Source organism: Vibrio algicola, from assembly GCF_009601765.2.
GTDB classification, from domain to species: domain Bacteria; phylum Pseudomonadota; class Gammaproteobacteria; order Enterobacterales; family Vibrionaceae; genus Vibrio; species Vibrio algicola.
Genome location: NZ_CP045699.1, coordinates 2,298,666 through 2,310,666, shown reverse-complemented (window position 1 = coordinate 2,310,666; position 12,001 = coordinate 2,298,666). Strand labels below are relative to the sequence as shown.

Annotated in this window: 19 protein-coding genes; all 19 read left to right on the top strand. The window is 43.8% G+C overall.

All coding sequences use genetic code 11. The features are described from left to right. Positions 1–14: 14 nt before the first annotated feature. The gene (tusB, locus tag GFB47_RS10565) at positions 15–296 is read left to right on the top strand and encodes a sulfurtransferase complex subunit TusB (RefSeq protein ID WP_153447928.1); all 282 of its coding nucleotides are present in this window, start codon (positions 15–17) and stop codon (positions 294–296) included. Positions 297–482: 186 nt separating this feature from the next. Next, positions 483–857, top strand: a complete 375-nt coding sequence (rpsL, locus tag GFB47_RS10560) for a 30S ribosomal protein S12 (protein WP_153447927.1) — start codon at positions 483–485, stop codon at positions 855–857. 114 nt (positions 858–971) lie between these two features. Further along, positions 972–1,442, top strand: coding sequence for a 30S ribosomal protein S7 (gene rpsG / locus GFB47_RS10555; RefSeq protein ID WP_153447926.1), 471 nt, complete (start codon positions 972–974; stop codon positions 1,440–1,442). Positions 1,443–1,665: 223 nt separating this feature from the next. Further along, positions 1,666–3,762 carry an elongation factor G gene (fusA, locus tag GFB47_RS10550; RefSeq protein ID WP_153447925.1) on the top strand — a complete coding sequence of 699 codons (2,097 nt, stop codon included), beginning with the start codon at positions 1,666–1,668 and terminating at the stop codon, positions 3,760–3,762. 184 nt (positions 3,763–3,946) lie between these two features. After that, on the top strand, positions 3,947–5,131 hold the full coding sequence (gene tuf, locus GFB47_RS10545) for an elongation factor Tu (protein ID WP_153447924.1): 1,185 nt from the start codon (positions 3,947–3,949) through the stop codon (positions 5,129–5,131). A gap of 519 nt (positions 5,132–5,650) precedes the next feature. Continuing rightward, on the top strand, positions 5,651–5,962 hold the full coding sequence (rpsJ, locus tag GFB47_RS10540) for a 30S ribosomal protein S10 (RefSeq protein ID WP_153447923.1): 312 nt from the start codon (positions 5,651–5,653) through the stop codon (positions 5,960–5,962). A 13-nt stretch (positions 5,963–5,975) separates the two neighbouring features. Next, positions 5,976–6,605: a 50S ribosomal protein L3 gene (gene rplC, locus GFB47_RS10535; RefSeq protein ID WP_153447922.1), complete on the top strand. Its 630-nt coding sequence runs from the start codon at positions 5,976–5,978 to the stop codon at positions 6,603–6,605. A 16-nt stretch (positions 6,606–6,621) separates the two neighbouring features. Continuing rightward, positions 6,622–7,224: a 50S ribosomal protein L4 gene (gene rplD, locus GFB47_RS10530; RefSeq protein ID WP_153447921.1), complete on the top strand. Its 603-nt coding sequence runs from the start codon at positions 6,622–6,624 to the stop codon at positions 7,222–7,224. Further along, complete coding sequence (gene rplW, locus GFB47_RS10525) at positions 7,221–7,523, top strand: 50S ribosomal protein L23 (protein ID WP_153447920.1); 303 nt, start codon at positions 7,221–7,223, stop codon at positions 7,521–7,523. Before rplD ends, rplW begins: the two co-directional genes overlap by 4 nt. A gap of 15 nt (positions 7,524–7,538) precedes the next feature. After that, the gene (gene rplB, locus GFB47_RS10520; RefSeq protein WP_153447919.1) at positions 7,539–8,363 is read left to right on the top strand and encodes a 50S ribosomal protein L2; all 825 of its coding nucleotides are present in this window, start codon (positions 7,539–7,541) and stop codon (positions 8,361–8,363) included. A gap of 19 nt (positions 8,364–8,382) precedes the next feature. Beyond that, positions 8,383–8,661, top strand: a complete 279-nt coding sequence (gene rpsS / locus GFB47_RS10515) for a 30S ribosomal protein S19 (protein ID WP_001138114.1) — start codon at positions 8,383–8,385, stop codon at positions 8,659–8,661. 10 nt (positions 8,662–8,671) lie between these two features. Further along, positions 8,672–9,004, top strand: coding sequence for a 50S ribosomal protein L22 (gene rplV / locus GFB47_RS10510; RefSeq protein ID WP_153448223.1), 333 nt, complete (start codon positions 8,672–8,674; stop codon positions 9,002–9,004). 20 nt (positions 9,005–9,024) lie between these two features. After that, positions 9,025–9,723 carry a 30S ribosomal protein S3 gene (gene rpsC, locus GFB47_RS10505; RefSeq protein WP_153447918.1) on the top strand — a complete coding sequence of 233 codons (699 nt, stop codon included), beginning with the start codon at positions 9,025–9,027 and terminating at the stop codon, positions 9,721–9,723. An 11-nt stretch (positions 9,724–9,734) separates the two neighbouring features. Beyond that, on the top strand, positions 9,735–10,145 hold the full coding sequence (gene rplP / locus GFB47_RS10500) for a 50S ribosomal protein L16 (RefSeq protein ID WP_153447917.1): 411 nt from the start codon (positions 9,735–9,737) through the stop codon (positions 10,143–10,145). Beyond that, entirely contained in the window at positions 10,145–10,336 is a 192-nt protein-coding gene (gene rpmC, locus GFB47_RS10495; RefSeq protein ID WP_153447916.1) for a 50S ribosomal protein L29, read from the top strand. The genes rplP and rpmC overlap by 1 nt, the downstream gene beginning before the upstream one ends. Further along, positions 10,336–10,590: a 30S ribosomal protein S17 gene (rpsQ, locus tag GFB47_RS10490; protein ID WP_153447915.1), complete on the top strand. Its 255-nt coding sequence runs from the start codon at positions 10,336–10,338 to the stop codon at positions 10,588–10,590. Before rpmC ends, rpsQ begins: the two co-directional genes overlap by 1 nt. Positions 10,591–10,755: 165 nt before the next feature. Then, positions 10,756–11,127: a 50S ribosomal protein L14 gene (gene rplN, locus GFB47_RS10485; protein WP_017026385.1), complete on the top strand. Its 372-nt coding sequence runs from the start codon at positions 10,756–10,758 to the stop codon at positions 11,125–11,127. Between the two features lie 12 nt (positions 11,128–11,139). After that, complete coding sequence (gene rplX, locus GFB47_RS10480) at positions 11,140–11,445, top strand: 50S ribosomal protein L24 (RefSeq protein WP_153447914.1); 306 nt, start codon at positions 11,140–11,142, stop codon at positions 11,443–11,445. Between the two features lie 14 nt (positions 11,446–11,459). Then, positions 11,460–11,999, top strand: a complete 540-nt coding sequence (rplE, locus tag GFB47_RS10475) for a 50S ribosomal protein L5 (protein ID WP_153447913.1) — start codon at positions 11,460–11,462, stop codon at positions 11,997–11,999. Positions 12,000–12,001: the final 2 nt, after the last annotated feature.

Here is a 12,001-nt window from a genome sequence, read left to right as displayed (position 1 = left end):
TTGGCAGGATTAAGATGCTCCATATCGTGAAAAACAGCCCAGCATTAGCGCAAGCATCAGCCTATTTGATGCCTGACGATGTGATTTTATTGATTGAAGATGCCGTTTATCACGCAATTGAAGCAAAAAACGACCAATCAAATAAAAAAGATCCAAAAGATCCTTATCTCTATTTAAAACAAGATTTAGAGGCGAGAGGTTTAGTGTTAGATTGTGTTGATACTTGCCAAGCTGTTGATTACTATGATTTTGTTTTGCTTTCCGAACAGCATCAACAATCGATGACGTGGGAATGATCTTTATAATAGGTCATCTCAACACGGTGAAATAAAAAAAATACCGTGACTAAGATTGGTTATTTCTTGACACACACACCTTTGATGCATAAAATTTTGCGTCCCTATTTCTCATTATATGAAATATAGTCAGAAAACTGGGATAGATTTTTCACAAGCTTATTTTCGTATATCAGGAGCTATTTAATGGCAACTATTAACCAGTTGGTACGCAAGCCACGTGTAAAGCAAGTTGTTAAAAGCAACGTGCCTGCGCTAGAAGCGTGTCCACAAAAACGTGGTGTATGTACTCGCGTATATACTACTACTCCAAAAAAACCGAACTCAGCATTACGTAAAGTTTGTCGTGTTCGTCTAACTAACGGCTTCGAAGTAAGTTCTTACATCGGCGGCGAAGGTCACAACCTTCAAGAGCACAGTGTTGTTCTTATCCGTGGTGGTCGTGTTAAAGATTTACCAGGTGTGCGTTACCACACCGTTCGCGGCGCGCTTGACTGTGCTGGCGTAAACGACCGTAAACAAGGTCGTTCTAAGTATGGTGTTAAACGTCCTAAGTCTTAATGTCTCTTTTGTAAAAAAAGAAAACGTTAAGTAAGGCCAAACACTAAAATATATTGTATTTTGAAAAAACTGAAAAGTTTTGGATAACCTGAAGAAGACAACGGAGAAACATCCATGCCACGTCGTCGCGTAATAGGCCAGCGTAAGATCCTACCAGATCCTAAATTCAAATCAGAATTGCTGGCAAAATTTGTAAACATCCTTATGGTTGATGGTAAGAAATCAACTGCTGAAAAAATTGTTTACACTGCACTAGATACTATGGCTGAGAAATCTGGTAAAGATCACTTAGCTGTATTCGAAGAAGCTCTTGAAAATATTCGTCCATCGGTAGAAGTTAAATCTCGCCGTGTGGGTGGTTCAACTTACCAAGTGCCTGTAGAAGTTCGTCCGGTTCGCCGTAACGCTCTTGCTATGCGCTGGATGGTTGAAGCTGCGCGTAAGCGTGGTGAAAAATCTATGGCAATGCGCCTAGCTGCTGAAATGCTAGATGCGTCAGAAAACAAAGGTACTGCTGTTAAGAAACGTGAAGACGTTCACCGCATGGCAGACGCGAACAAAGCGTTCGCACACTACCGCTGGTAATAGACTCTTTGTTTACAAAGAGGCAGCGTTAGTTCTACCTTCTGTGCTGCGAGTTTTCTCGCAGCACTTTTTTGCTATTTCAAGCAACAAAAATCTCATCAAATAAAATTGAAATAGTGTAGCACGTCAGGTTAAGCCTGAGGTTTTGATTCCCATTTCACTAGATATTGCACAACGTTGGCAGTCATTTATTGAAATGGTATTAGTTAATAAGGATACAATTGTGGCTCGTAAAACCCCTATAGAGCGTTACCGCAACATTGGTATTTGTGCGCACGTAGATGCAGGTAAAACAACCACAACTGAACGTATTCTGTTCTATACCGGTCTTTCTCATAAGATCGGCGAAGTCCATGATGGCGCCGCTACCATGGATTGGATGGAGCAAGAGCAAGAGCGTGGGATTACTATCACCTCAGCTGCGACCACTACTTTTTGGCGTGGTATGGAAGCTCAATTTGACGACCACCGCATTAATATTATTGACACCCCGGGACACGTAGATTTCACCATTGAAGTTGAGCGTTCATTGCGTGTACTTGATGGCGCCGTCGTGGTTTTTTGTGGTTCATCAGGTGTTGAACCTCAATCTGAAACAGTTTGGCGTCAAGCGGATAAATATCATGTACCTCGTATCGTGTTCGTCAATAAAATGGACCGTACCGGTGCGGATTTTTTCCGTGTGATTGAACAAATTAAAAATCGTCTTGGTGCGACTCCGGTTCCTCTGCAAATCAATATTGGTTGCGAAGAGAATTTTAAAGGCGTAATTGACCTTATCAAGATGAAAGCGATTAACTGGAATGATGCCGATCAAGGTATGACCTTCACGTATGAAGATATTCCAGCAGATATTCAAGAATTAGCTGAAGAATGGCGCACCAACTTAATTGAAGCGGCAGCGGAAGCTTCAGAAGAGTTGATGGATAAGTACCTTGAAGGTGAAGAGTTAACCGAAGCTGAAATTAAACAAGCACTTCGTACTCGCACACTAAACAATGAGATTGTTTTGGCGACTTGCGGTTCAGCGTTTAAAAACAAAGGTGTTCAAGCGGCACTTGATGCGGTAATTGATTACTTGCCATCACCTATCGATGTCCCTGCGATAAAAGGCATTGATGACAATGAAAAAGATGTTGAGCGTCATGCAGATGATACCGAACCATTCTCTGCGTTAGCATTTAAAATTGCGACCGACCCATTTGTGGGCACATTGGCATTTATTCGTGTCTATTCGGGCGTGATTAATACTGGTGATACTGTTTATAACTCGGTTAAGCAAAAGCGTGAACGCTTGGGGCGCATTGTACAAATGCACTCGAATAAGCGTGAAGAAGTAAAACAAGTTTTAGCCGGTGATATTGCTGCCGTTATTGGCCTTAAAGATGTCACGACTGGCGATACTCTGTGCGATCAAAATCATAAAGTTATCCTAGAGCGAATGGAATTTCCTGAACCGGTAATTCAAATTGTGGTTGAACCACGCTCGCAAGCCGATCAAGATAAAATGGCGATTGCTCTCGCTAAGTTAGCAGCGGAAGATCCATCATTCCGAGTTGAAACGGATAATGAAACCGGTCAGACCTTAATTTCTGGCATGGGTGAGCTACACTTAGATATTATAGTTGACCGCATGAAACGTGAATTCAGCGTTGACTGTAATGTTGGTAATCCTCAAGTGGCGTATCGTGAGACCATTCGAGGCAAAACAGAAATAGAAGGCAAATTCATTCGTGAAACAGTGGGTCGGGGTCAATATGGTCATGTATGGCTGAGACTCGAACCGTCTGAGAAAGATCAAGGATTTGTTTTTGTAGACGAAATCGTGGCTGGTGCTGTTCCTAGTGAATACATCAGCTCAATATCGCAAGGTATTGAAGAGCAGATGAATAATGGTGTGCTAGCTGGTTATCCTGTTATGGATATCAAAGCAACGCTATTTGATGGCTCATATCATGATGTCGACTCAAGTGAGATGGCGTTTAAAATTGCCGCCTCAATGGCTTTCAAGAATGGTGCCCTGCAAGCGCAACCTGTGCTTTTAGAACCTGTAATGAAAGTTGAAGTAACTACCCCTGAAGATTGGATGGGGGATGTGGTTGGTGATATTAACCGTCGCCGCGGCATTATCGAAGGAATGGACGAAGGCAATGCTGGTTTGAAAATTATTCGAGCCAAAGTTCCACTGTCTGTTATGTTTGGTTACGCTACCGACTTACGTTCAGCAACTCAAGGTCGTGCTTCATACTCAATGGAATTTTGTGAGTATGCGGAAGTGCCGAAGAATGTTGCACAAGCAATTATTGCCGAGCGTGGTTAATAAACGTTATTACACGGCTACTTGATGATACTAAGCGTTTTTTGAACAATTTGGTCATGAAAACAATTGGCGGATTAAGTAACGAATCTATTGCGTTGATGAAAGTTGACGCATAAAATAGCAAATTCTGACGCGTTTTGATCCTTTTGATCAAGACGAATCATAACTAGGAAGGAACACGATTGTGTCTAAAGAAAAATTTGAACGTACGAAACCGCACGTAAACGTTGGTACTATCGGCCACGTTGACCACGGTAAAACAACTCTTACTGCTGCTATCTGTACTACACTTGCAAAAGTGTACGGTGGTGTTGCTAAAGATTTCGCATCTATCGATAACGCTCCAGAAGAGCGCGAACGTGGTATCACAATCGCTACTTCTCACGTTGAGTACGATACTCCTGCTCGTCACTACGCACACGTAGATTGCCCAGGACACGCCGATTATGTTAAAAACATGATCACTGGTGCTGCTCAAATGGACGGCGGTATCCTAGTTGTTGCTGCGACTGATGGCCCTATGCCACAAACTCGTGAGCACATCCTACTTGGTCGTCAAGTTGGTATTCCTTTCATCATCGTATTCATGAACAAATGTGACATGGTAGATGACGAAGAACTACTAGAACTAGTAGAAATGGAAGTTCGTGAACTTCTTTGTGAATACGATTACCCAGGTGATGATTTACCAGTAATCCAAGGTTCAGCTCTTGGCGCTCTAAACGGCGAAAAAGAGTGGGAAGACAAAATCGTTGAGCTTGCAGAAGCACTAGATAACTACATCCCAGAACCAGAGCGTGCTGTTGACCAACCGTTCCTACTTCCAATTGAAGATGTTTTCTCAATTCAAGGTCGTGGTACTGTTGTAACAGGTCGTATCGAGCGCGGTATCCTACGCGTAGGTGACGAAGTTGAAATCGTTGGTATCAAAGATACTACTCTTTCTACTTGTACTGGTGTTGAAATGTTCCGTAAACTGCTTGACGAAGGTCGTGCAGGTGAGAACGTTGGTGCACTTCTACGTGGTACTAAGCGTGATGACGTTGAACGTGGTCAAGTATTGGCTGCTAAAGGTTCAATCAACCCACACACAACTTTTGAATCAGAAGTATACGTACTTTCAAAAGATGAAGGTGGTCGTCATACTCCTTTCTTCAAAGGTTACCGTCCACAGTTCTACTTCCGTACAACGGACGTAACTGGCGACATTCAATTGCCAGAAGGCGTTGAAATGGTAATGCCTGGCGATAACGTACAAATGATAGTAACTCTAATCGCACCAATCGCGATGGACGAAGGTCTACGTTTCGCAATCCGTGAAGGCGGCCGTACTGTTGGTGCTGGTGTTGTTGCTAAAGTTATCGCTTAATTGCCGATACCTTTTGGTAAACAAGACTAACAACCGTTAGTACAATGAGAAAGGGGAGCTTCGGCTTCCCTTTTTGTTTTTACAGACTATCATTTCCTCGCACCTCGCACCTCGCACCTCGCACCTCGCACCTCGCACCTCGCACCTAAATCGTATTGTTCCGATTAATTTTCATCCAACACTTGCATCCCGTTTTGTGATCTGTATAATGCAACGCACTGGTTAAGCCAGTTGTGAACCAATGAGCAGCGAGGATTCGTGTTAACACTCTTTATCTTTTAGAGATAATTCGGTGATTAACCATAATGTATACTCAGCTTATGTTCGCAGTTAATGAAATTAATGTTTATTGCAGTTAGCGATTGTTCGCCATCACTATAAGAAATGTTAATCACAATTAACTGACAATGTACCCAATAAGGGCACTACGGTTTCACATAAATCAATCGACATTCCTGCAAATTTATGCAGTTGAGTGGCGATATTGTTTGTGTAATTAATTAATTGGAGCTCTGTCTCATGCAGAACCAACGTATTCGTATCCGTCTTAAGGCTTTCGATTATCGTTTAATCGATCAGTCTACAGCGGAAATCGTTGAAACAGCAAAGCGCACCGGCGCACAGGTTCGTGGTCCTATTCCACTGCCTACTCGTAAAGAGCGTTTCACTGTTCTTACTTCTCCTCACGTCAACAAAGACGCACGTGACCAGTACGAAATTCGTACTCACAAGCGTTTGATCGACATCGTTGAGCCAACAGATAAAACTGTTGATGCATTGATGCGTTTAGATCTTGCTGCTGGCGTTGATGTTCAAATCAGCCTAGGTTAAGGGAGAAGAGATAATGATTGGTCTAGTCGGTCGTAAAGTGGGTATGACCCGCGTATTTACCGAAGAAGGCGTTTCTATTCCTGTAACAGTTGTTGAAGTTGAAGTTAACCGTGTTTCTCAAGTACGTACTCTTGAGATTGATGGTTACGCAGCTATTCAAGTAACTGCAGGTTCTAAGAAAGCTAACCGTGTAACTAAACCTGAAGCTGGTCACTTTGCGAAAGCAGGTGTTGAAGCAGGTCGCGGTCTTTGGGAATTCCGTTTAGAAAACGGTGAAGAGTTTGAAGTTGGCGCTGAGCTAAACGTAGAACTTTTCAATGAAATCAAAAAAGTAGACGTTACTGGTACATCTAAAGGTAAGGGCTTCCAAGGCGTAGTTAAGCGTTGGAACTTCCGTACTCAAGATATGACTCATGGTAACTCTTTGTCTCACCGTGCACCGGGTTCAATTGGCCAATGTCAAACTCCAGGTCGCGTGTTTAAAGGCAAAAAAATGGCTGGTCACATGGGAGCTGAGCGTGTAACGACTCAGAACCTAGAGATCGTACGTGTTGACGCTGAACGCAATCTGCTTCTTATTAAAGGTGCAGTACCCGGTTCTATCGGTGGCAACGTTATCGTAAAGCCAGCTGTTAAAGCATAACGTCTAGGAGTAAGTAATGGAATTGATGGTTAAAGGTGCTGATGCACTAACTGTTTCCGAGACTACTTTCGGACGTGAGTTTAACGAAGCTCTTGTACATCAAGTAGTTGTTGCGTATGCAGCAGGTGCTCGTCAAGGTACTCGTGCTCAAAAGACTCGTTCTGAAGTATCTGGTGGCGGCGCTAAACCATGGCGTCAAAAAGGTACTGGCCGTGCGCGTGCTGGTACAATCCGTAGCCCAATCTGGCGTACAGGTGGTGTTACTTTTGCTGCGAAACCACAAAATCACAGCCAAAAAGTTAACAAAAAAATGTACCGTGGTGCTATGAAAAGCATTCTTTCTGAATTAGTTCGTCAAGAGCGTTTAATCGTTGTTGATAACTTCTCAGTTGAAGCGCCAAAAACTAAAGACCTAGTTGCTAAGCTTAAAGATCTTGAGCTAAACGATGTTTTAATCGTAACTAGCGAAGTAGACGAGAATCTATTCTTAGCTGCTCGTAACCTTTATAAAGTTGATGCACGTGACGTAGCTGGTATTGATCCAGTAAGTCTGATTGCATTTAACAAGGTTCTAATTACTGCTGACGCAGTGAAGCAAGTTGAGGAGATGCTGGCATGATCAGTGAAGAGCGTCTACTAAAAGTTCTACGTGCCCCGCACGTCTCTGAAAAAGCGACAATGACTGCTGAAAAAGCAAACACTATCGTTTTTAAAGTTGCTATTAACGCAACGAAAAAAGAGATCAAAGCAGCAGTAGAGAAGCTATTTGAAGTTGAAGTTAAGTCTGTAAATACCCTTGTTCTTAAGGGTAAGACCAAACGTCAAGGTACACGTGAAGGCCGTCGTTCAGACGTCAAGAAAGCTTACGTTACTTTGAAAGAAGGCCAAGACCTTGACTTCGTTGGCGGTGCTGAGTAACAGGAGTAGTTAAAAATGGCTATTGTTAAGTGTAAGCCGACTTCCCCTGGTCGTCGCCACGTTGTTAAAGTAGTTAATGCTGACCTTCATAAAGGTAAGCCTTACGCACCACTTTTAGAGAAAAACTCTAAGAACGGTGGTCGTAACAATAACGGTCGTATTACAGTTCGTCACATTGGTGGTGGTCACAAGCACCATTACCGTCTGATTGACTTTAAACGTAACAAAGATGGAATTCCTGCAAAGGTTGAACGTCTAGAATACGATCCAAACCGTAGTGCAAACATTGCTTTAGTCTTGTATGCAGACGGTGAACGTCGTTACATCATTGCACCTAAAGGCATTCAAGCTGGTGATGCGATCCAATCTGGCGTTGATGCCGCAATCAAAGCAGGTAACACTCTGCCGATGCGTAACATCCCAGTAGGTTCGACTATTCACTGTATTGAACTTAAGCCTGGTAAAGGTGCACAGCTAGCTCGTTCAGCTGGCGCATATGCACAACTTGTCGCTCGCGACGGTTCATATGTAACTCTACGCTTACGTTCTGGTGAGATGCGTAAAGTGTTATCTGAAGGCCGTGCTACTATCGGTGAAGTAGGTAACTCTGAACACATGCTTCGTGAACTTGGTAAAGCTGGTGCTAACCGCTGGCGCGGTATTCGTCCAACCGTTCGCGGTGTTGTGATGAACCCAGTAGATCACCCACATGGTGGTGGTGAAGGTCGTACATCTGGTGGCCGTCATCCGGTTTCACCATGGGGTATGCCAACTAAGGGCTTCAAAACCCGTAAGAATAAACGCACCGACAAGTACATTGTACGTCGTCGTAACAAATAATCTAAATAGAGGATAAGCCATGCCACGTTCTCTCAAGAAAGGTCCTTTTATTGACCTACACTTGCTGAAGAAGGTAGAGAAAGCGGTGGAAAGCGGAGACAAAAAGCCTATTAAGACTTGGTCCCGTCGCTCAATGATCATTCCTACAATGATCGGTTTGACCATCGCTGTCCATAATGGTCGTCAGCACGTACCAGTTTTCGTTACCGATGAAATGATCGGTCACAAGCTGGGCGAATTTGCGCCAACTCGTACCTATCGCGGCCATGCTGCAGATAAGAAAGCTAAGAAGAAATAGGGAGTAGATGATGGAAGCTATTGCTAAACATAACTTTGCTCGCATTTCTCCACAGAAAGCTCGCTTAGTTGCAGACCAAATCCGTGGTAAATCAGTAGAACAAGCTCTTGAAATTCTAACGTTCAGCAACAAAAAAGCTGCTGAACTTATTAAGAAAGTTCTTGATTCTGCGATTGCAAATGCGGAACACAACGAAGGTGCAGATATCGACGATCTTAATGTCGCTAAAATCTTCGTAGATGAGGGTCCTATCATGAAGCGTATTATGCCTCGTGCTAAAGGCCGTGCGGATCGTATCTTGAAGCGTTCAAGCCACATCAGTATTGTTGTAGCGGATCGCTAAAAGACTAGGAGAGTAAGCAAATGGGTCAGAAAGTACATCCAAATGGTATTCGTCTTGGCATCGTTAAGCCTTGGAATGCTACATGGTTTGCTAATACCAAAGAGTTCGCTGACAACCTAGACGGCGACTTCAAGGTACGTCAGTTCTTAACGAAAGAACTGCAAAAAGCGTCTTTATCTCGCATCGTTATCGAGCGTCCAGCGAAAAGCATCCGTGTGACTATTCACACTGCTCGCCCTGGTATCGTAATCGGTAAGAAAGGCGAAGACGTTGAGAAGCTACGCGCAGCTGTAGCTAAAATAGCAGGTGTACCGGCGCAAATTAATATTGCCGAAGTACGCAAACCAGAGCTAGATGGTCAATTAGTGGCTGATAGCATCTCGTCTCAACTAGAACGTCGTGTTATGTTCCGTCGCGCTATGAAGCGCGCAGTACAAAACGCAATGCGTCTAGGTGCTAAGGGTATTAAAGTAGAAGTAAGCGGCCGTCTTGGCGGTGCTGAAATCGCGCGTACTGAATGGTACCGTGAAGGCCGTGTGCCACTACATACCCTACGTGCTGACATTGATTACGCAACTTCTTCGGCTCACACCCAATACGGTGTGATCGGCGTTAAAGTTTGGATCTTCAAAGGAGAAATCCTTGGTGGAATGCCTGACGCAAACGCTGTTGAGCCAAAGGCTGACAAGCCTAAGAAGCAGCGTAAAAGCCGTAAGTAAGGAGTCGACTGATGCTACAACCTAAACGTACTAAATTCCGTAAGGTTATGACTGGTCGTAACCGTGGTCTAGCTAAAGGTACTGATGTGAGCTTCGGCGAATTCGGTCTTAAAGCTGTTGGCCGTGGTCGAATGACTGCTCGTCAAATCGAAGCGGCACGTCGTGCAATGACGCGTCACGTTAAGCGTCAAGGTCAAATCTGGATCCGAGTTTTTCCAGACAAGCCTATCACTGAAAAACCTCTTGAAGTTCGTCAAGGTAAAGGTAAGGGTAACGTAGAATATTGGGTTGCCCAAATCCAACCAGGTAAAGTGATGTACGAGATGGGTGGTGTACCTGAAGAGTTGGCACGTGAAGCGTTCCGTCTTGCGGCACGTAAACTGCCTATAAAAACAACTTTTGTAACTAAGCAGGTGATGTGATGAAAGCACAAGACCTACGCGAAAAAAGCGTTGAAGAGCTTAACGCTGAGTTATTGAGCTTGCTACGTGAACAGTTTAACTTGCGTATGCAAGCTGCGACTGGTCAACTACAGCAGACTCATACTCTGAAAGCTGTACGTCGTGATATCGCACGTGTTAAGACTGTTTTGACTAGTAAGGCAGGCGCATAATGAGCGAAACTACTCGTACGACTCAAGGTCGTGTAATTAGCGACAAGATGGACAAGTCTATCGTTGTTGCTATCGAACGCTTTGTTAAACATCCTGTATACGGGAAGTTCATCAAGCGTACGACAAAAGTACATGCACATGATGAAACCAACGAATGTCGCCTAGGTGACAAAGTTGAAATCTGTGAGTGTCGTCCACTGTCTAAGACAAAATCTTGGACTTTGGTAAAAGTTTTAGAAAAAGCGAAAATTTAATTTTCCTTATATTCTAAGCTTTTAAAGCGGCTCCAAACGTTTTTTTGGAGCCGTTTATTTTTTGACTACCTTTCTGAAAGAAACGGTGGTACAATTCGCAGCCCTTGTAAAAGAGGCAGCCCGACCCGTGATGGGTCTAGTTTTAATATTTAGCGGAGCACTAACATGATCCAAATGCAAAGTACACTGGACGCAGCGGATAATTCCGGCGCTCGCAGAGTAATGTGTATTAAGGTTCTGGGTGGCTCTCACCGCCGTTATGCACATATCGGAGATATCATTAAAGTTACTGTTAAGGAAGCAATTCCACGCGGTAAAGTTAAAAAAGGTGATGTCCTGAAAGCGGTAGTGGTGCGCACCCGTAAAGGCGTTCGTCGTCCAGACGGTTCTGTCATTCGCTTCGACCGTAATGCTTGTGTATTGTTGAATGACAATACTGAGCAACCAGTCGGTACACGTATCTTTGGTCCTGTGACTCGTGAGCTTCGTAATGCGAAATTCATGAAGATTGTGTCACTTGCACCAGAAGTTCTGTAAGGAGCGACAAAAATGGCAGCTAAAATCCGTCGTAATGACGAAGTAATCGTTCTTGCTGGGAAAGACAAAGGCAAGCGCGGTAAAGTAACTAAGGTTCTCGAAACTGGTAAAGTTTTCGTTGAAGGTATCAACCTTGTTAAAAAACACCAAAAGCCTCAACCGGCTCTAGGTCAGCAAGGTGGCATCGTTGAACAAGAAGCAGCTATTGATGCTTCTAACGTTGCAATCTTTAACGCATCTACTGGTAAAGCGGATCGTATCGGTTTCCGTTTGGAAGAAGGCACTAAAGTGCGTTTCTTCAAATCAAACGGTGAATAATTTGGAGTTCTACTATGGCGAAACTGCATGATTACTACAAGTCGTCTGTAGTCGCTGAACTGACCAAAGAGTTCAGCTACACAAGCGTCATGCAAGTCCCTAGGATTGATAAAATCACCCTAAATATGGGCGTTGGTGAAGCAATTAACGATAAGAAACTACTAGAGAACGCAGCAAGTGATATGGCGACCATCTCAGGTCAAAAGCCACTTATCACTAAAGCACGTAAATCTGTTGCTGGTTTCAAAATCCGTGAAGGCTACCCAATTGGTTGTAAAGTAACCTTGCGTGGCGAGCGTATGTGGGATTTCTTTGAGCGTTTGATTTCTATCGCTCTTCCACGAGTACGTGATTTCCGTGGTGTTAGCGCTAAGTCTTTTGACGGACGCGGTAACTACAGCATGGGCGTTCGCGAGCAAATCATCTTTCCGGAAATCGACTATGATAAAGTCGATCGTGTACGCGGTCTTGATATTACTATCACGACGTCTGCAAGCACCGATGAAGAAGGTCGAGCTCTGCTGGCTGCCTTTAACTTCCCATTCCGCAAATAAGG